Genomic DNA, 17,900 nt, shown 5'->3' with positions numbered 1-17,900 from the left:
CGTCATCGTGACGTGCCTCTTTGGTACTACCCTGTACGATTACTGTTCGCTTTCATCAGTATAACGTTTAGCTTTATAAGCCGGGTGCATCAAGTTCTGTACGGAGAAAATATCGTCCAGCTCGGCTTCCGTTAACAGGCCGCGCTCCAGCACAACTTCACGTACGCTCTTACCGGTTTCAGCACAGATTTTACCGACGATGTCGCCGTTGTGGTGGCCGATGAACGGGTTGAGGTAAGTGACGATACCGATGGAGTTATAAACGTACCCTTCGCACACTTCTTTATTCGCGGTAATGCCGTTAACGCATTTTTCCAGCAGGTTGTAGCACGCGTTGCTCAGAATGTGGATGGATTCGAACATCGCCTGACCGATAACCGGCTCCATAACGTTCAACTGCAACTGACCGGCTTCCGCCGCCATCGTAACGGTGGTGTCGTTACCGATGACTTTAAAGCATACCTGGTTTACGACTTCCGGTACTACCGGGTTCACTTTGGCTGGCATGATGGAAGAGCCCGCCTGCAGTTCCGGCAGGTTGATCTCGTTCAGGCCGGCACGAGGACCAGAAGAGAGCAAGCGCAGGTCGTTACAGATTTTGGACATCTTCACTGCCAGACGTTTCAGCGCGCTGTGAACCATAACATACGCGCCACAGTCAGATGTCGCCTCAATCAGATCTTCCGCCGGAACACAGGCGAAACCAGTGACTTCAGCCAGTTTTTTCACCGCCAGCGGAGAGTATTCTTTCGGCGTGTTCAGACCGGTACCGATTGCCGTTGCACCAAGGTTGACTTCCAGCAGCAGCTCAGCAGTACGCTCGATGCTTTTCACTTCTTCTTTCAGCAGGATGCTGAACGCACGGAATTCTTGACCAAGCGTCATCGGTACGGCGTCCTGCAACTGGGTACGACCCATTTTCAGGATGTCCTGGAATTCAACCGCTTTACGTTCGAAACCTTCACGCAACTGGTTGATGGCATCGATCAGTTTGACGATAGAGGCGTAAACCGCTATACGGAAGCCTGTCGGATAGGCATCGTTAGTGGATTGACATTTATTCACGTGGTCGTTCGGGTTCAGGTACTGATATTCACCTTTCTGATGACCCATCAGTTCCAGCCCGATGTTGGCCAGCACTTCGTTGGTATTCATGTTGACGGAAGTGCCCGCGCCGCCCTGATAGACATCTACCGGGAACTGATCCATGCACTTACCGTTGTTAAGGACTTCATCACATGCGGCAATGATGGCGTTCGCCACACTCTTAGGAATGGTTTGCAGCTCTTTGTTGGCCAGCGCCGCCGCTTTTTTTACCATAACCATGCCACGCACAAATTCAGGGATGTCGCTGATTTTGTTATTGCTAATGTAGAAGTTTTCAATCGCTCTCAGAGTGTGAACACCATAGTAGGCTTCAGCTGGAACTTCCCTGGTACCCAACAGATCTTCTTCGATACGAATGTTGTTTGACATGTGAACCTTCTTTTTCAAGCTGCCAATGATTTTTACTTTAAAACACACAGGATATATGTGATTTCGAATGTTTTCTGACCGACGATTATCCCCTCCATCGGCCTGATAAACGAGATCATATGCTGGTTCAGAATTCCTACCGTAATCTGGATCACTTAAAGTGTGGGAATTTACCCCTTATTTATTATTTTGTGAAATAGGTCACCGCTTTAGTATTACTACCTAAAATAGGTGTACAAACCACTTGAAATTTTGCTACGCACCACCATATCGAATCGATGCGAATCGCAACCCCATTCAAATGGTCGTCGCAGACGGCCATGACTTACAGGAGAGTCCTTTGCGCTGGATACCCTTTTTAGCTGTCTTTCTCTATGTTTACATTGAGATTTCTATCTTTATCCAGGTCGCCCATGTGCTTGGCGTCCTGATGACGTTAATCCTGGTGATTTTTACGTCTGTTATCGGTATGTCGCTGGTACGTAACCAGGGTTTTAAAAACTTTTTGCTGATGCAACAAAAAATGGCGGCCGGTGAGAGCCCGGCGGCAGAAATGATTAAGAGTGTATCGCTGATCATCGCTGGCTTACTGCTCCTGTTGCCGGGATTTTTCACCGATTTTCTCGGCCTTCTCCTTTTGTTACCGCCAGTGCAAAAACATTTGACGCTGAAGTTGCTGCCGCATTTACGTTTTTCCCGGATGCCGGGCGGCGGGTTTAGCGCGGGTACTGGCGGTGGCGAAACATTTGACGGCGAGTATCAGCGTAAAGATGACGATCGCGATCGTATTGAACATAAAGACGATCGTCGGGATTAAAGGTAGAGATGTTGGTCGGATAAGTCGCGTGAGGCGCTATCCGGCCAGCGGATGCGTCTTACGCCATGCGTTTTCGCTTCGGTAAAAATAGCCATAATGCAGCCAGCATGATAATGGCATATAAGCTTTTCCACCCCAGCATTGCCAGCAATAACAGGCACAGTAGACAACCCGTCACCGCCAGTGCATAGCAGCGACCTTTCAACAGTCGACAGCCCGCCAGCATACAAAGCAGATAGAGCATAATAAAAATACCGTTAGCATAGACGATCAGCGCATTGAGGTTAATCTTCAGGGCATAGACGACCAGGGAACTCACGCAACAACAGGCCAGAATAACGTTTAACGCGTGCAAGGGAAGGCGCCCGGGAGAGAGTTGAGCCAGATAATGATCGGGCTGATATTGCATTTGCGTCCATATCAGACGCGCAAAACTCTGAGCATACACATTCAGGCTGGCAAAGCAGGTGAGATAACCAATAATGCAGGCTACCCACAACGCCTGGATACCGAAGAGATGAACAATAATAAGCGGTAGCGAGGCTGTTGCCGCTATCTTGTCGCTATAGACGCCAAAATGCAGCACCACGGCGGTACAGGCCCAATAAATGGCGCCGGCCAGCATCAGGCCAATGATCAATGCGCGCGGAAAATCACGTTCAGGATTTTTAAATTCAGATGACAAATGCGTAAACGCCTCAATTCCCACAAATCCCCAGAACATGATCGCCAGGGCGGTACACAGCCGGGAAAAGGTAATTTCGTTTGCGGCTGGGAAGGTGATATCTGCAGGTTTAATCGCGCCTTTCCACAGAATGGCGGCAATAAGCGCGATAATTAATCCAGCGATAATGGCTTGCAGGTTGGCGCTGGAGCTGGCGCCGCGCGCTCCCATAAACCATAGCAAACCTAGAGTACCCAGCTCCCCAAATAAGAGCTGTTCGCTTTGCCAGCCAAACAGCGCCTGGCCGAAACCCACCGCAATATGCAAGGCTGCGGGAAAACTAACAGGAATGACTGATAAAAACAGCCAACTGATCACTCGTTGCAGACGCGGGCCAAATGCCATCCCGACAAAATGCGCTACGCCGCCAGCGTGTGGAAAATGACGCCCCAGCACAGCAAAGACAATCGCAATAGGGAAAATCAAAATAATGAGTAGCGGCCATGCCCAAAGGCTGATGTTGCCTGCCGCCAGCGCAGCCAGCTCTGGAAGCGCAAAAACGCCAGTCCCTAATAATGATGTGGTTAACAAGATAACGCCCTGAACCAACCCAAGCTCTTTTTTTAGTTCATTCATCAGCTCATTATCCGGCGGCATTGTAACGTCAGGTGACGACAGGCATTTTTAAGCGTATCACACACGCCTTTTCTTATAGCAGGATGTTCTAAACCTTGGGTAAACGTGAGATAAGTAGCGTTTTTACCGCTTTTTTCGCTCAGAAGAATTTTTTTTCATCTCCCCCCTTGAAGGGGCAAAACCCCATCCCCATCTCTCTGGTCACCAGCCGGGAAACCGTTTACGGGCCGGCGTCACCCATAACTGATAATGACTTTCTCAAAGGAGAGCTATCAATGAGTATTCGTCCGTTACATGATCGTGTGATCGTCAAACGTAAAGAAGTTGAGTCCAAATCTGCTGGCGGCATCGTACTGACCGGTTCCGCAGCGGGTAAATCAACTCGTGGCGAAATCATCGCTGTCGGTAAGGGTCGCATCCTGGACAACGGTACTGTACAGCCGCTGGACGTGAAAGTTGGCGACATCGTTATTTTTAACGATGGCTACGGTGTGAAATCTGAAAAGATCGACAATGAAGAAGTGTTGATCATGTCTGAAAGCGACATTCTGGCAATTGTTGAAGCGTAATCCGCGAACGACACTGAACATACGAATTTAAGGGAAAGAGAAAATGGCAGCTAAAGACGTAAAATTCGGTAACGACGCTCGTGTGAAAATGCTGCGCGGCGTAAACGTACTGGCAGATGCAGTGAAAGTAACCCTCGGTCCGAAAGGCCGTAACGTGGTTCTGGATAAATCTTTCGGTGCGCCGACTATCACTAAAGATGGTGTTTCCGTAGCGCGTGAAATCGAACTGGAAGACAAGTTTGAAAACATGGGCGCGCAGATGGTGAAAGAAGTTGCCTCTAAAGCGAACGACGCTGCAGGCGACGGCACCACCACCGCGACCGTACTGGCGCAGTCCATCATTACTGAAGGCCTGAAAGCCGTTGCTGCGGGCATGAACCCGATGGACCTGAAACGTGGTATCGACAAAGCGGTTGCTGCTGCGGTTGAAGAGCTGAAAGCCCTGTCCGTACCGTGCTCCGACTCCAAAGCGATTGCTCAGGTAGGTACTATCTCCGCTAACTCCGACGAAACCGTAGGTAAACTGATCGCGGAAGCGATGGATAAAGTCGGGAAAGAAGGCGTCATCACCGTTGAAGACGGTACCGGTCTGCAGGACGAACTGGACGTGGTTGAAGGTATGCAGTTTGACCGCGGCTACCTGTCTCCTTACTTCATCAACAAGCCGGAAACTGGCGCAGTAGAACTGGAAAGCCCGTTCATCCTGCTGGCTGATAAGAAAATCTCCAACATCCGCGAAATGCTGCCGGTTCTGGAAGCCGTTGCAAAAGCAGGCAAACCGCTGCTGATCATCGCAGAAGATGTTGAAGGCGAAGCGCTGGCTACCCTGGTTGTTAACACCATGCGTGGCATCGTGAAAGTGGCTGCGGTTAAGGCACCTGGCTTCGGCGATCGTCGTAAGGCGATGCTGCAGGATATCGCTACCCTGACCGGCGGTACCGTAATCTCTGAAGAGATCGGTATGGAGCTGGAAAAAGCAACCCTGGAAGACCTGGGTCAGGCGAAACGTGTTGTGATCAACAAAGACACCACCACCATCATCGATGGCGTGGGTGAAGAAGCTGCAATCCAGGGCCGTGTTGCTCAGATCCGTCAGCAGATTGAAGAAGCGACCTCCGACTACGATCGTGAAAAACTGCAGGAGCGCGTAGCGAAACTGGCAGGCGGCGTTGCGGTTATCAAAGTTGGCGCTGCGACCGAAGTTGAAATGAAAGAGAAGAAAGCCCGCGTTGAAGATGCCCTGCACGCGACCCGTGCTGCGGTAGAAGAAGGCGTGGTTGCTGGTGGTGGCGTTGCGCTGATCCGCGTTGCTTCTAAAATTGCTGACCTGAAAGGTCAGAACGAAGACCAGAACGTGGGTATCAAAGTTGCGCTGCGCGCAATGGAAGCTCCGCTGCGTCAGATCGTGCTGAACTGCGGCGAAGAGCCGTCTGTTGTCGCTAACACCGTTAAAGGCGGCGACGGTAACTACGGTTACAACGCAGCAACTGAAGAATACGGCAACATGATCGATATGGGTATCCTGGACCCAACCAAAGTTACCCGTTCTGCGCTGCAGTACGCGGCTTCTGTGGCTGGTCTGATGATCACTACCGAGTGCATGGTGACCGACCTGCCGAAAAGCGATGCTCCTGATTTAGGCGCTGCTGGCGGCATGGGTGGTATGGGTGGTATGGGCGGCATGATGTAATTGCCCACACCCTGCATCTTTCAGGCTGCAGATGCGTTGGCTAACCCCAGTCACTTACTCAAGTAAGTGACTGGGGATTAACAAACTGGCCGCCTTCCTGCAACCAGAATGATTTGGGTGCTTATCTCCCAGAATTGAGAAACCCCCGGGCAGAAATGACCGGGGGTTTTTCTTTTAGTCATCTTTTTAGTATAAGATTCAGATACGGACAAAACGTCCAGCTCATTGATTATGGGGAATAACATGCACGTGAAATATTTAGCAGGGATCGTTGGCGCCGCGCTGCTGATGGCGGGTTGTAGCTCCAGCAACGAACTCACCGCTGCCGGCCAAAATGTACGCTTTGTCGAAGATAAGCCAGGCGCGGAATGCCAGCTTATTGGTACGGCAACTGGTAAACAGAGTAACTGGTTTTCAGGCCAGCACGGCGAAGAGGGTGGCTCAATGCGTGGCGCAGCGAACGATCTGCGTAATCAGGCAGCCGCGATGGGTGGAAACGTGCTGTATGGCGTAAGTAGTCCGTCACAGGGCATGTTGTCCAGTTTTGTCCCGACGGCCAGCGAGATGAACGGCCAGGTTTATAAATGTCCGAATTGATATGTCTGAATCGTAACGCCCTCTGAAAGATTCAGAGGGCGATATGGTTAGCGTTTTCCCTGCGATGATGCCATGCGTAGATTATGCAACGCGCGCATGCATTGATCTTGCGTCAGACGCGCTGCTTTACCGGTTCCAAGCGTTCTGACAAAAACCTTACACGGTTTTCCTTCCAGCTTTTTAAGACGCGGGCTGAAATTCAGCAAGCGGCGTGATATTGCTTCAGCTTCTTTAGAGCCTGACTGACTACGGGTCTTAATGATGGTGCCGCAATCATGCGATTGTCCTGCCTCATCCGTATAACGATAAACGAGCGCTAAATAATGGTTATACAGATTATGTTTCCAGTCAGGCTGGTTATAGGTATCGAATTCGATATTACCGTTTTCCAGGCAGTCAGCATCGTATAATGGTAAAAAGTCCAGCATTGAAGAAATACGCAATGCGAGCTCACGCATTTCGGCATTATTAATGGCGTGAATAATAGCCATCACCAGAACTTCAACCTGCCACTCACCGACCTGTAAATCAAGATGGCTACCATTGTGCAGCTTTAACGTAAAAGTTAATACTTTTTCTGTATTATCGCTCAACGCTAAAGATTCAACACGCTGATTAACATCGGCGTTTTCCAGCTCTTCACGGAGTATTGCCGGAATATTCTCATGCATTTTAAGCACATGACTGCTTTTGGCTTTCTGGCGTTTTTCCTGCTCTTGTTCCGGCAGCGAGTGTTGTAAATAAAGCCGGTGTTCAAGGCCGATCAACAAGTCTCGCAGCGCGAGCACAGGAAAGAAAAGCAGTGTTTCTTTATTTCTCAGTGACTTCACCTTAAGCGCCAGCGCGATAAACTTATCATTGTGACGAATAACGCCGGTATTTAGTCCCTTAATCGTTAAGGCCATGTCAATTCTCCACAAATATAAAATAATTAAATGTTTTACTGCAATGTATTTGATATATAAATTGTTTATGCCGCCCTATAAAAAGGAGAACCAGTATAATTCGAAAATGCAGTACACGCTAAGCGAGTCCTAAAACGGACTTTATTGAAAAGAGAGTAGCGGAAAGGTGTATTTAACGAAGGGTATTTTATCGTCGCCAGAGGGTGAGGAGAATCGCGGGGGAATCTCCTCGTGATATTGCGCGGTAATATTTTCGTCGTCCCTGACGCGCCCGCGAGGATTAGCGCTGCCGAAGCTGTAAATCCAGCGGTGTTTTGCTCGGTTCGCCGCCGATTTCACGCGCCAGTCTTGGCACCATATAGCCGGATACCAGCGTGAGCAGTTCGCGCATGATTTGCCGGGCTTCGTCATCGGTGACCATAAAATGCGCGGCGCCCTGCACTTTATCCAGCACATGCAGGTAATAGGGCATCACTCCGGCGTCAAATAGCGCGTTGCTCAGATTCGCCAGCGTTCGCGCGTTATCATTCACGCCACGCAGCAGGACGCTCTGGTTGAGAAGCGTGACGCCCACGTGGCGCAGTTTCTTCATCGCCAGGCAGAACGCCTCGTCCACTTCATTGGCGTGGTTGATATGGTTCACCAACAAAATTTGCAGACGTGACTGGTCAAAGCGGGCGACCAGTTCGTCAGTAATGCGTGCCGGGATGACGATAGGCAACCGGCTGTGGATGCGTAGCCGCTTGACGTGCTTAATGGCTTCCAGTTGCGTGAGCAGCCAGTCCAGCTCATGATCTTTCGCCATCAGCGGATCGCCGCCGGAAAAGATGATCTCATCCAGTTCCGGGTGTGCGGCGATATACTCCAGCGCGACTTTCCAGTTGCGCTTATTGCCTTGATTCTCCGCATACGGGAAGTGACGACGGAAACAGTAGCGGCAATTTACCGCACATCCGCCTTTTACCAGCAATAGCGCCCGGTTTTGGTATTTATGCAATAATCCTGGCACCACGCTGTGTTGCTCTTCCAGCGGGTCGGTGGAGAAACCGGGGGCGACAATAAATTCATCCCGGGACGTCAGCACTTGACGTAACAGAGGATCGTCAGGGTTGCCCTTCTCCATGCGCGCAATAAAAGCGCGCGGCACGCGGAGGGCAAACAAGCGCCTGGCGTCCTGTCCTGCCCGGAGGTTTTCATCAGCTTCAATCTGTAAAAGATGCAGCAGTTCGTCGGGATTGGTCACAACATCGGCAAGTTGCGCTAACCAATCTTCTCGCAATGGGGTATTTAGGGTTACAATATGCGCCATTTTGTGGCTTAGCTACCAGTTAACAATTTCAGAGGGCCTTATGGCGACTTACTATAGCAACGATTTTCGTTCCGGTCTTAAAATCATGTTGGATGGCGAACCTTATGCGGTTGAATCCAGTGAATTCGTGAAACCGGGTAAAGGCCAGGCGTTTGCCCGCGTTAAGCTGCGCCGTCTGCTGACCGGCACGCGCGTTGAGAAAACCTTCAAATCGACCGATTCCGCAGAAGGCGCGGACGTAGTCGATATGAACCTGACTTACCTGTACAACGACGGTGAGTTCTGGCATTTCATGAACAACGAAACCTTCGAACAGCTGTCTGCAGATGCCAAGGCTATCGGCGACAACGCAAAATGGCTGTTGGATCAGGCGGAATGCATCGTAACCCTGTGGAACGGTCAGCCTATCTCTGTCACTCCGCCGAACTTTGTTGAACTGGAAATTGTTGATACCGACCCAGGTCTGAAGGGCGATACCGCAGGTACTGGCGGCAAACCAGCCACGCTGTCTACTGGCGCAGTGGTTAAAGTTCCGCTGTTCGTGCAGATTGGCGAAGTGATCAAAGTCGATACCCGTTCCGGCGAATACGTATCCCGCGTAAAATAATTTACGTTATCGGGAAAAATGGTGCAGCGTATGCTGCGCCATCCTATTTTTCGCGCCTCAATGATGAAACGCTTTATCTGCCTTGTCGCGCTGGTTCTTCTTACCGGCACATTATTAACGGCATGTAATACCGCCCGCGGCTTCGGCGAAGATATTCAGCATCTTGGCCACGCCATCTCCCGTGCAGCCAGCTAATCGCTTCTCGTCTTCCTAAAATTAGTCGATCGCCCATCATTTTCTGGGATGTTGTCTATTATTAAGTTGCTATACACAAACAACATTGGCTAGAAAAGGAAGACATTATGGTTAAAAAGACAATTGCAGCGATCTTTTCTGTTTTGGTACTTTCCACTGTATTAACTGCTTGTAATACCACGCGCGGCGTGGGCGAGGACATCTCGGACGGTGGTAGTGCGATCTCTGGCGCTGCAACCAGAGCTCAGCAGTAATCATCAACGGTACGGCATGGCGTCGTACCGTTAATCGATTTTCTCCGGAAGCATAAGAAAGGGAGAATACCGGTTATCCATATGAAGTTTCATACGGATATTACGCTTATAGGTGTAAACCGTTTTCCCGTGAATACCAAGCGCATACGCAATCTCTTTATTGCTGGTGCCTTCCGTCCACATCGCGAGTACCTTTTCCTCCTGCGGAGAGAGCAATGGAGTGGCGCTTTCCGGCGCTTCCTGCAGTGGATGAGTATATAGCGCTCCTTTAATTCGTTGTGCAAGCTCATGTAAAGGCGTGTGTTTAGATAACACCGCATGACTGGCATATTGCGGTCTGTACGGCATATTCCCTGACTGTAATAATACCAACGGCGTCATCCTGCAGGCGGCAAAAAATGCATTGATAGGCTGTTCGGGTAAGGCATCGTTGAGAAAACCATATAAATCAGCGATAACCAGATGGGGCTTCCATTGCAGAATATGTTCTTTCGCCAGTATAAGGTTATTCATCCCGGATACCAGCAGTGAAGAACTGAGCACATCAGTGTGATTAAGCCAGGCCTCCATGCCCGTACGGGTAAAGTGGCATCGGTCTATCACTAAAATTTTCAACATAGTTTTTTGCACCCGGAAGTAGATAAAGCACTTTCTTTCCCAGAAGGCGTTCCATCATAGAGAACTCCTGTGGGCGCTAAATGCGAAAACTACGCGGCTTAAAAGGGCCAATTCCCGCCTTTAGACGGAAAAAAATAAAAAGGTTGAAATTCATTTTCTCTCAGGCAAAAATGGCTTTTCATCCGTATACGTTACAGGACGACCTGTAAACGCTATTCTCACCGGGGACGGCCCCATTAATTATCTGGAGCCTGCTATGTCCTGGATCATTCTATTAATCGCTGGTTTACTTGAAGTGGTATGGGCTGTCGGCCTGAAGTATACCCACGGTTTTTCTCGTCTGACCCCCAGTATTATCACCATTACGGCCATGGTTATCAGTATGGCGTTACTTTCCTGGGCAATGAAAACGCTGCCCGTTGGAACAGCGTACGCCATCTGGACCGGCATCGGCGCCGTCGGGGCGGCAATCACCGGTATCCTTCTGCTGGGCGAGTCTGCCTCACCGGCGCGTTTGCTCAGTCTTGGCTTGATCGTCGCAGGTATCATTGGGCTAAAACTCAGTGCGCATTAATTCGTCGCTGACATTGCTACGAACCTGATTGTTTTACCCAAATTAATTTATTGACGTCAAACCCCTCCCGGGTCGCGACGGCCAGCATTTGCTGTTTTATTTCCTCAGAAAGCGTTGGCGTGCGAGAGAGTATCCACAGATAGCCGCGATCCGGGCCGCACACCAACGCATGACGGTATTCCCGGTCAAGCGCAATCACGTTATAGCCGCCGTAGAACGGGCCGAAAAAAGAGACCTTGAGCGCGGCGCGATTTGGACTACCGGTAAAATACGCTTTGCCTTCTGTTTTTTGCCACATTCCCCGATCCGGGTTATAGCCTTTATTGATGACATTAATCCCGCCATCGTCACGCAGACTATAGGTGGCCGTGACTTGTTCCAGTCCACGTTCAAATCGATGATCGAGGCGTGCGATCTCATACCAGGTGCCGAGGTAACGTTTGGCATCAAAGTTATTTACCACGGTAACGCCTTTAGGCGGAGTAGGCGAACTACAGGCGACGACCAGAAATGCGGCCGTAACTGCAGCAACGACGGGCAGAATGCGCATAAGATTTTCCTTCCAGTGTTTTTTCTAAGTGTAGAACCTGGCGGGAAAATGAGAGGCAGGAAAAGAAAAAACGCCCTCTTATCGGGTAGATAAGAGGGCGTCGTGGCAACTTAGAGAGTGATAACGCCAATCGCCGTCACAACGGTCAGGATTGCCGCCAGACCGTAAAAGACCCATTTGCCCGCGGGCACGTGGATTTTCAGGTCATGCATCGCGTGGTGCATACGGTGTAGGCCACACCATAGCGGCAGCACAATCATCAGGAACAGAAAAACGCGACCAATAAAGCTTTGGGCGAACGTCAGTACGCGCTCAAAACTCAGGGCATCGCCCGGAAATAGCCCCAGCGGCAGCATGATGCCAACCAGTAGCACGATCACCGGCGCGATGATCGCGCCCCACATACCGCCTGCGCCAAACAGTCCCCAGAATACGGGTTCATCAGAACGTTTTGGGTTTGGATTAATCATCCGGGACTCCTTACCAGAACAGGGCAACATACAGAATGACTACGGTGACTACCGCAGTGACCACCCAAAGCCCTTTGATGATTGGCTCTGGCCCCATTTTTTCGTCTTTTACAATGATATTGGCCGCCTTCGGCGCCAGTTCAAACCAGGTTTTGGTGTGCAGCAGCGCGGCCGCCAGGGTGATCAGGTTTAAGATCACTACCACCGGGTTTTGTAAAAAGCCGACGAATCCCATCCAGGATTCCGCGCCGTGTTTGAGCGCAAACAGACCGAAAATCAGTTCAATACTGAACCAGACTGCCGGCACTGCTGTGCCTTCGCGCAGCATATAAAAGCGATAAAACGGCAGTTTTTTCCACCAGGTGGACGTCATCGGCCGCACATAGGGTTTGCGTTTAGTCGTCATGTTGCACTCCTTAGCGTGGTTTCAGGGTGGCGATAAGAAAGTCTTTCGAGCTTTCCACTTTACCCTGCTGAATGGCCGCAGCCGGATCGACATGTTTTGGACAGACTTCGGAGCAGTAGCCCACGAAAGTACAGGTCCATACGCCGTTCGGACTGTTCAACTGCGCCATACGCTCCTTCTTACCGTGATCGCGGCTATCTTCGTTATAGCGATGCGCCAGCGTAATCGCAGCCGGTCCGATAAACTCAGGATTCAGACCGAACTGCGGGCACGCGGCGTAGCACAGACCACAGTTGATGCAACCGGAGAACTGATGATACTTCGCCATTTGCGCCGGGGTCTGGACATTCGGCCCCTGATCTGGCGTGCGAGAGTTGCCAATAATGTACGGTTTGATCGCTTCCAGGCTTTCGATAAAGTGCGTCATATCGACAACCAGATCGCGCTCAATCGGGAAGTTCGCCAGCGCTTCCACCTTCATACCGTTGGTGTAATCGCGCAGGAAGGTTTTACACGCCAGTTTAGGGACGTTGTTGACCATCATGCCGCAAGAGCCGCAGATCGCCATACGGCAGGACCAGCGGTAGCTCAGGTCTGGCGACAGGTTATCTTTGATGTAGCCCAACGCGTCCAGTAGCGATGTTGTTTCATCATAAGGAACTTCATAGAAAGCACTGTGCGGCGCGGTATCGGTTTCCGGGTTATAGCGCACCACCTCAACTTTCAGGTTTTTCATCTCAGCCATTCGCCTTCTCCTTCTTATCGGCTGCTTCCGCTTCACCGCCGTAAACACGTTTGGCTGGCGGCAGGGTGGTGATTTTCACGTCGCTGTATTCCAGACGGGTCGTGCCATCAGCATCGCGGAAGGCGAGGGTGTGCTTGAGGAAGTTCACATCGTCGCGCTCGGTACAGCCTTCATCCAGACGCTGATGCGCGCCGCGGGACTCTTTACGCGCCAGCGCAGAGTGCGCCATACATTCCGCCACGTTCAGACCATGACCCAGTTCGATGGTATACAGCAGGTCAGTGTTGAACACGCTGGAGGTATCGGAGATACGTACGCGCTTGAAACGTTCCTGAAGCTCGGCCAGTTTATCAATGGTTTTCTGCATCAGTTCCGGGGTACGGTAAATACCGCAACCTTCTTCCATAGACAGACCCATCTCATCGCGGATCTTCGACCAGTTTTCGTTGCCTTCCTGGTTCACCAGATTTTTCAGACGTTGTTCAATATCGGCAACCTGGGCGTCGAGCGCGGCGCTATTTGCGGCGCCTGCCGTCGCAGCGCGTTCCATTGCTTGTTCGCCAGCCAGACGACCAAATACCACCAGTTCCGCCAGTGAGTTGGAACCGAGGCGGTTCGCGCCATGCAGGCCAACAGAGGAGCATTCGCCAACGGCAAACAGCCCTTTGACACGGCTTTCACAGTTCTGGTCGGTTTCAATGCCGCCCATGGTGTAGTGCGCGGTCGGACGTACTGGAATCGGTTCTTTAACCGGATCGACGCCGACATAGGCTTTCGCCAGTTCGCAAATGAACGGCAGACGTTCATGCAGTTTCTTCTCGCCGAGATGACGCAGGTCGAGGTGAACCACATCGCCGCGCGGCGTGGAGATGGTGTTGCCTTTACGCCATTCGTGCCAGAAAGCCTGGGATACTTTGTCGCGCGGCCCCAGTTCCATATATTTGTTTTTCGGCTCGCCCAGCGGCGTTTCGGGGCCCATGCCGTAGTCTTGCAGGTAACGGTAGCCATTTTTATTGACCAGAATACCGCCTTCACCGCGGCAACCTTCGGTCATCAGGATACCGGAACCTGGCAGGCCGGTCGGGTGATACTGAACGAATTCCATATCACGCAGCGGAACGCCGTGGCTCAGCGCCATGCCCATCCCGTCGCCGGTGACGATGCCGCCGTTGGTGTTATAGCGGTATACGCGGCCTGCGCCGCCTGTCGCCATTACCACGGCGTTGGCACGGATTTGCACCAGCGTGCCTTCCATCATATTCATTGCCACCAGGCCGCGCGCATGGTTGTCATCAACCAGAATATCCAGCACAAAATGTTCGTCAAAGCGCTGGATTTGCGGGAACTGCAGGGAAGTCTGGAACAGGGTATGCAGCATATGGAAGCCGGTTTTATCCGCGGCGAACCAGGTACGCTCGATTTTCATACCACCGAAGCGACGCACGTTAACGCTACCGTCCGGACGGCGGCTCCACGGGCAGCCCCATTGCTCCAGCTGCGTCATCTCAGTGGGACAATGGTGGACAAAGTAATCCACGACATCCTGCTCACACAGCCAGTCTCCGCCTGCTACCGTATCGTGAAAATGGTAGTCAAAGCTGTCATGATCCTGGGCGACAGCGGCTGAACCCCCTTCGGCAGCGACGGTGTGGCTGCGCATCGGGTACACTTTTGAGATCAGTGCGATTTTAGCATTGGGATTCGCCTGTGCGGCAGCAATTGCAGCACGTAATCCCGCGCCACCGGCGCCTATAATGGCAAGATCGGCTTGAAAGGTTTGCACGACATTCCTCCAGATTATTGTAATTTCACCCTCGCGCAGCCAGATAAAGCCTCTGGGTTCTGCGAAGTATGAATGCGTTTCCACTGCTCCTTTATGGGTACAACAGTATAGTCTCAGGGATGTGAGGGAAATTTGACGTGTTCGATTTTTTTAGCGTATCAGAGGGATGAATTATCATTGATTTTGATTAATTTAATTACTAAACCATCTGAAATCACTTTTTTTACCCTCCAGAAGGCGCCCGATACGCCTGCGCAAAATTTGTTTCGCCCGCGCGTTGCGAGTAGACTTCGTGACCTTGTCTTAAACTGGAGAAAGAATCATGAGCGAAACGGCAACCTGGCAGCCGAGCGCGTCCATCCCCAATTTATTAAAACGTGCGGCGATTATGGCGGAAATCCGTCGTTTCTTTGCCGATCGTGGAGTGCTTGAGGTTGAGACGCCCTGCATGAGTCAGGCGACGGTCACAGACATTCATCTGTTCCCGTTCGAAACGCGTTTCGTCGGACCTGGCCATTCCCAGGGGATGAACCTCTATTTAATGACCAGTCCGGAATACCATATGAAACGCCTGCTGGCGGCAGGGTGCGGTCCGGTTTTCCAGCTATGCCGCAGTTTCCGTAATGAAGAGATGGGACGACATCATAATCCGGAATTCACCATGCTGGAGTGGTATCGCCCGCATTACGATATGTACCGCCTGATGAATGAAGTGGATGATTTGCTTCAGCAAGTGCTGGATTGTCAACCTGCGGAAAGTCTCTCCTATCAACAGGCGTTTCAGCGCCATCTGGAGATTGACCCGTTATCAGCAGATAAAACGCAACTGCGTGAGGCGGCGGCAAAGCTTGATTTAAGCAATATCGCTGATACGGAAGAAGACCGTGATACGTTGCTGCAACTGTTGTTCACGATGGGGGTTGAGCCGCATATAGGTAAAGAAAAGCCGACCTTTATTTATCACTTTCCGGCCAGTCAGGCATCGCTGGCACAAATCAGTACCGAGGATCATCGCGTCGCCGAGCGCTTTGAGGTGTACTACAAAGGTATTGAGCTGGCGAATGGTTTCCACGAACTGACGGACGCACGTGAGCAACAACAGCGCTTTGAACAGGACAATCGTAAGCGCGCCGCGCGCGGTCTGCCGCAGCAGCCGATTGACCAAAATCTACTGGATGCGCTGGCCGCCGGTCTACCGGATTGTTCCGGCGTGGCGCTGGGTGTTGATCGTCTGGTGATGCTGGCGCTGGGAGCAGAAAGCCTGGCGGACGTGATTGCTTTTACGGTCGATCGGGCGTAAATCTGAAATTCACTCTTTAGCGAGATAAAATGGCGCAATAAGCGCCATTTTGTAGCATATTTTTTCAATTATCCTCTGTTTGCCACAACATAAGGCTGGAACTTTGATGCCATTTAGGTATCAATCCTGTGTTGATTTTTTTATCGCTGACCTTTGTAAAAAAGAAGGCGGCGTCAATCGGTGAGCGGCGTCTGGCAAACGCGCTCGAGCGTAAGGGATGGTTGAATGACCCACACGATAAAAAAGATGAGCCTTATTGGGCTTATCCTGATGATTTTTACTTCTGTTTTTGGTTTTGCGAATAGCCCGTCGGCGTTTTATTTAATGGGGTATAGCGCAATCCCGTGGTATATATTTTCTGCCTTGCTGTTTTTTATACCATTCGCCTTAATGATGGCTGAAATGGGTTCCGCTTATCGCAAAGAAGAGGGCGGGATCTATTCGTGGATGAATAATAGCGTGGGGCCACGTTACGCGTTTATCGGCACGTTTATGTGGTTTTCATCGTATGTCATATGGATGGTAAGTACGGCGGCAAAAATTTGGGTACCGTTTTCTACTTTTGTTTTTGGCGCCGATATGACGCAGCACTGGCGTATTGCGGGGCTTGAGCCTACGCAGGTTGTCGGGCTGCTCGCCGTCGGCTGGATGATTCTGGTGACGTGTGTCGCCGCCAGAGGGATCAATAAAATTGCGCGAATTACGGCGGTCGGAGGTATTGCCGTAATGTGCCTTAATTTAGTTTTATTGTTAGTGAGTGTCGCTATTTTGTTATTAAATGGTGGGCATTTTGCACAAGAAATTAATTTTACCTCATCACCGAATCCGGGTTATCACTCCGGCCTGGCAATGTTGTCATTTGTGGTATTTGCTATTTTTGCTTACGGCGGTATTGAGGCTGTCGGCGGACTGGTGGATAAAACCGAGAAACCGGAAAAGAATTTTGCGAAAGGTATTGTTTTCGCGGCTATTGTGATTTCAATTGGTTATTCTTTGGCGATCTTTTTATGGGGCGTCAGCACTAACTGGCAACAGATATTAAGTAATAGCGCCGTTAACTTAGGGAATATCACCTACATTCTGATGTCGAGTTTAGGCACGACATTAGGTAACGCGTTAAACCTTTCTCCGGACGCAGCGATGACGGTGGGCGTCTGGTTTGCGCGTATCACCGGCCTTTCTATGTTTCTGGCTTATACCGGCGCGTTTTTTACGTTGAGCTATTCACCGCTGAAAGCCATTATTCAGGGGACGCCAAAAGCGTTGTGGCCCGCGCCGATGACGACACTGAACGCTAACGGTATGCCGGCGACCGCTATGTGGCTACAGTGCGTGCTGGTGAGTCTGTTTATTTTGCTGGTCTCTTTTGGCGGTGACACCGCATCGGCGTTTTATAACAAACTCACGCTGATGGCGAACGTCTCAATGACCTTGCCATACCTGTTCCTTGCGCTGGCATTTCCCTTCTTTAAAGCGCGTCAGGATCTGGAGCGGCCATTTGTTCTCTTTAAAACCAAAGCCTCTACCCTGGTCGCGACGGGTGTTGTGGTGCTGGTGGTGACGTTTGCCAACGTCTTTACCATCATCCAGCCGGTGATTGAAGCTGGGGACTGGGACAGCGCCTTGTGGATGATCGGCGGCCCGATCTTTTTCTCGCTGCTGGCGATGGCGATTTATCAGAATTACAGCAGCCGCATGAGCGCCGATCCGGAGTGGGCGGCGGAGTAAAGGCCGT

General features: G+C 51.0%; 20 protein-coding genes. 10 read left to right on the top strand and 10 right to left on the bottom strand.

Going from position 1 to position 17,900, the window contains the following annotated elements; all coding sequences use genetic code 11:
* Positions 1-39 precede the first annotated feature (39 nt).
* Entirely contained in the window at positions 40-1,476 is a 1,437-nt protein-coding gene (gene aspA / locus OLG56_RS19785; RefSeq protein WP_000069439.1) for an aspartate ammonia-lyase, read from the bottom strand.
* 340 nt (positions 1,477-1,816) lie between these two features.
* Between aspA and OLG56_RS19780 the strand changes: the two genes are divergently transcribed.
* Positions 1,817-2,293 carry an FxsA family protein gene (locus OLG56_RS19780; protein ID WP_001267291.1) on the top strand — a complete coding sequence of 159 codons (477 nt, stop codon included), beginning with the start codon at positions 1,817-1,819 and terminating at the stop codon, positions 2,291-2,293.
* Between the two features lie 58 nt (positions 2,294-2,351).
* Here OLG56_RS19780 and yjeH read toward each other — a convergent pair whose 3' ends face one another.
* Positions 2,352-3,593, bottom strand: a complete 1,242-nt coding sequence (yjeH, locus tag OLG56_RS19775; RefSeq protein WP_023217649.1) for an L-methionine/branched-chain amino acid transporter — start codon at positions 3,591-3,593, stop codon at positions 2,352-2,354.
* A 275-nt stretch (positions 3,594-3,868) separates the two neighbouring features.
* Here yjeH and OLG56_RS19770 point away from each other — a divergent pair, with 275 nt between their 5' ends.
* The 3 genes from OLG56_RS19770 (at position 3,869) to OLG56_RS19760 (ending at position 6,449) form a co-directional block, all read left to right on the top strand.
* Positions 3,869-4,162: a co-chaperone GroES gene (locus tag OLG56_RS19770; protein WP_000027827.1), complete on the top strand. Its 294-nt coding sequence runs from the start codon at positions 3,869-3,871 to the stop codon at positions 4,160-4,162.
* Positions 4,163-4,205: 43 nt separating this feature from the next.
* Entirely contained in the window at positions 4,206-5,852 is a 1,647-nt protein-coding gene (groL, locus tag OLG56_RS19765) for a chaperonin GroEL (RefSeq protein ID WP_000729126.1), read from the top strand.
* Between the two features lie 243 nt (positions 5,853-6,095).
* Entirely contained in the window at positions 6,096-6,449 is a 354-nt protein-coding gene (locus OLG56_RS19760; RefSeq protein WP_000558210.1) for a DUF4156 domain-containing protein, read from the top strand.
* 47 nt (positions 6,450-6,496) lie between these two features.
* Here the strand turns inward: OLG56_RS19760 and OLG56_RS19755 are convergent, their stop codons facing one another.
* Together OLG56_RS19755 and epmB are read right to left on the bottom strand one after the other, a co-directional pair.
* Positions 6,497-7,354 (bottom strand): YjeJ family protein, encoded by an 858-nt coding sequence (locus OLG56_RS19755; protein ID WP_001229228.1) that lies wholly within the window; start codon positions 7,352-7,354, stop codon positions 6,497-6,499.
* Positions 7,355-7,634: 280 nt separating this feature from the next.
* Complete coding sequence (epmB, locus tag OLG56_RS19750; RefSeq protein ID WP_000940478.1) at positions 7,635-8,663, bottom strand: EF-P beta-lysylation protein EpmB; 1,029 nt, start codon at positions 8,661-8,663, stop codon at positions 7,635-7,637.
* A gap of 40 nt (positions 8,664-8,703) precedes the next feature.
* Between epmB and efp the strand changes: the two genes are divergently transcribed.
* The 3 genes from efp to ecnB all read left to right on the top strand — a co-directional run bounded on the left by efp (position 8,704) and on the right by ecnB (position 9,719).
* A complete protein-coding gene (gene efp, locus OLG56_RS19745) occupies positions 8,704-9,270 on the top strand; it encodes an elongation factor P (RefSeq protein WP_000257282.1) in 567 nt (188 codons plus the stop codon).
* Between the two features lie 60 nt (positions 9,271-9,330).
* Entirely contained in the window at positions 9,331-9,465 is a 135-nt protein-coding gene (locus tag OLG56_RS19740; protein WP_001670700.1) for an entericidin A/B family lipoprotein, read from the top strand.
* Between the two features lie 107 nt (positions 9,466-9,572).
* Positions 9,573-9,719 (top strand): lipoprotein toxin entericidin B, encoded by a 147-nt coding sequence (gene ecnB, locus OLG56_RS19735; RefSeq protein WP_000239598.1) that lies wholly within the window; start codon positions 9,573-9,575, stop codon positions 9,717-9,719.
* Positions 9,720-9,749: 30 nt separating this feature from the next.
* On the opposite strand, the gene OLG56_RS19730 is transcribed toward ecnB, so the two are convergent.
* A complete protein-coding gene (locus OLG56_RS19730; RefSeq protein WP_000912959.1) occupies positions 9,750-10,337 on the bottom strand; it encodes a helix-turn-helix transcriptional regulator in 588 nt (195 codons plus the stop codon).
* A 256-nt stretch (positions 10,338-10,593) separates the two neighbouring features.
* Here OLG56_RS19730 and sugE point away from each other — a divergent pair, with 256 nt between their 5' ends.
* A complete protein-coding gene (gene sugE, locus OLG56_RS19725) occupies positions 10,594-10,911 on the top strand; it encodes a quaternary ammonium compound efflux SMR transporter SugE (protein WP_000118469.1) in 318 nt (105 codons plus the stop codon).
* Between the two features lie 16 nt (positions 10,912-10,927).
* Here the strand turns inward: sugE and OLG56_RS19720 are convergent, their stop codons facing one another.
* The 5 genes from OLG56_RS19720 to frdA form a co-directional block, all read right to left on the bottom strand.
* Positions 10,928-11,461 (bottom strand): lipocalin family protein, encoded by a 534-nt coding sequence (locus OLG56_RS19720; RefSeq protein WP_001527545.1) that lies wholly within the window; start codon positions 11,459-11,461, stop codon positions 10,928-10,930.
* Between the two features lie 110 nt (positions 11,462-11,571).
* Positions 11,572-11,931: a fumarate reductase subunit FrdD gene (gene frdD, locus OLG56_RS19715; RefSeq protein WP_000609650.1), complete on the bottom strand. Its 360-nt coding sequence runs from the start codon at positions 11,929-11,931 to the stop codon at positions 11,572-11,574.
* A 10-nt stretch (positions 11,932-11,941) separates the two neighbouring features.
* Positions 11,942-12,337: a fumarate reductase subunit FrdC gene (gene frdC / locus OLG56_RS19710; RefSeq protein ID WP_000208749.1), complete on the bottom strand. Its 396-nt coding sequence runs from the start codon at positions 12,335-12,337 to the stop codon at positions 11,942-11,944.
* Between the two features lie 10 nt (positions 12,338-12,347).
* Positions 12,348-13,082: a fumarate reductase iron-sulfur protein gene (gene frdB, locus OLG56_RS19705; protein ID WP_000829509.1), complete on the bottom strand. Its 735-nt coding sequence runs from the start codon at positions 13,080-13,082 to the stop codon at positions 12,348-12,350.
* A complete protein-coding gene (frdA, locus tag OLG56_RS19700) occupies positions 13,075-14,865 on the bottom strand; it encodes a fumarate reductase (quinol) flavoprotein subunit (RefSeq protein WP_001192952.1) in 1,791 nt (596 codons plus the stop codon). Before frdA ends, frdB begins: the two co-directional genes overlap by 8 nt.
* Positions 14,866-15,187: 322 nt before the next feature.
* Here frdA and epmA point away from each other — a divergent pair, with 322 nt between their 5' ends.
* Complete coding sequence (epmA, locus tag OLG56_RS19695) at positions 15,188-16,165, top strand: elongation factor P--(R)-beta-lysine ligase (protein WP_000004797.1); 978 nt, start codon at positions 15,188-15,190, stop codon at positions 16,163-16,165.
* Between the two features lie 225 nt (positions 16,166-16,390).
* The gene (gene yjeM, locus OLG56_RS19690) at positions 16,391-17,893 is read left to right on the top strand and encodes a glutamate/gamma-aminobutyrate family transporter YjeM (RefSeq protein ID WP_000149872.1); all 1,503 of its coding nucleotides are present in this window, start codon (positions 16,391-16,393) and stop codon (positions 17,891-17,893) included.
* Positions 17,894-17,900 lie beyond the last annotated feature (7 nt).

The sequence above is a fragment of the Salmonella sp. 2018103 genome (assembly GCF_026247685.1).
GTDB classification, from domain to species: Bacteria; Pseudomonadota; Gammaproteobacteria; order Enterobacterales; family Enterobacteriaceae; genus Salmonella; species Salmonella enterica.
The sequence above is the reverse complement of the archived record's forward strand: the minus strand, read 5'-3'. Positions and strand labels throughout refer to the sequence as shown.

What these genes read in the sequence shown, in the direction of transcription:
- aspA (WP_000069439.1), bottom strand. Translation starts at nt 1,476, where the DNA reads ATGTCAAACAACATTCGTATCGAAGAAGATCTGTTGGGTACCAGGGAA.
- yjeH (WP_023217649.1), bottom strand. Translation starts at nt 3,593, where the DNA reads ATGAATGAACTAAAAAAAGAGCTTGGGTTGGTTCAGGGCGTTATCTTG.
- OLG56_RS19770 (WP_000027827.1), top strand. Translation starts at nt 3,869, where the DNA reads ATGAGTATTCGTCCGTTACATGATCGTGTGATCGTCAAACGTAAAGAA.
- groL (WP_000729126.1), top strand. Translation starts at nt 4,206, where the DNA reads ATGGCAGCTAAAGACGTAAAATTCGGTAACGACGCTCGTGTGAAAATG.
- OLG56_RS19760 (WP_000558210.1), top strand. Translation starts at nt 6,096, where the DNA reads ATGCACGTGAAATATTTAGCAGGGATCGTTGGCGCCGCGCTGCTGATG.
- OLG56_RS19755 (WP_001229228.1), bottom strand. Translation starts at nt 7,354, where the DNA reads ATGGCCTTAACGATTAAGGGACTAAATACCGGCGTTATTCGTCACAAT.
- epmB (WP_000940478.1), bottom strand. Translation starts at nt 8,663, where the DNA reads ATGGCGCATATTGTAACCCTAAATACCCCATTGCGAGAAGATTGGTTA.
- efp (WP_000257282.1), top strand. Translation starts at nt 8,704, where the DNA reads ATGGCGACTTACTATAGCAACGATTTTCGTTCCGGTCTTAAAATCATG.
- OLG56_RS19740 (WP_001670700.1), top strand. Translation starts at nt 9,331, where the DNA reads ATGATGAAACGCTTTATCTGCCTTGTCGCGCTGGTTCTTCTTACCGGC.
- ecnB (WP_000239598.1), top strand. Translation starts at nt 9,573, where the DNA reads ATGGTTAAAAAGACAATTGCAGCGATCTTTTCTGTTTTGGTACTTTCC.
- OLG56_RS19730 (WP_000912959.1), bottom strand. Translation starts at nt 10,337, where the DNA reads ATGTTGAAAATTTTAGTGATAGACCGATGCCACTTTACCCGTACGGGC.
- sugE (WP_000118469.1), top strand. Translation starts at nt 10,594, where the DNA reads ATGTCCTGGATCATTCTATTAATCGCTGGTTTACTTGAAGTGGTATGG.
- OLG56_RS19720 (WP_001527545.1), bottom strand. Translation starts at nt 11,461, where the DNA reads ATGCGCATTCTGCCCGTCGTTGCTGCAGTTACGGCCGCATTTCTGGTC.
- frdD (WP_000609650.1), bottom strand. Translation starts at nt 11,931, where the DNA reads ATGATTAATCCAAACCCAAAACGTTCTGATGAACCCGTATTCTGGGGA.
- frdC (WP_000208749.1), bottom strand. Translation starts at nt 12,337, where the DNA reads ATGACGACTAAACGCAAACCCTATGTGCGGCCGATGACGTCCACCTGG.
- frdB (WP_000829509.1), bottom strand. Translation starts at nt 13,082, where the DNA reads ATGGCTGAGATGAAAAACCTGAAAGTTGAGGTGGTGCGCTATAACCCG.
- epmA (WP_000004797.1), top strand. Translation starts at nt 15,188, where the DNA reads ATGAGCGAAACGGCAACCTGGCAGCCGAGCGCGTCCATCCCCAATTTA.
- yjeM (WP_000149872.1), top strand. Translation starts at nt 16,391, where the DNA reads ATGACCCACACGATAAAAAAGATGAGCCTTATTGGGCTTATCCTGATG.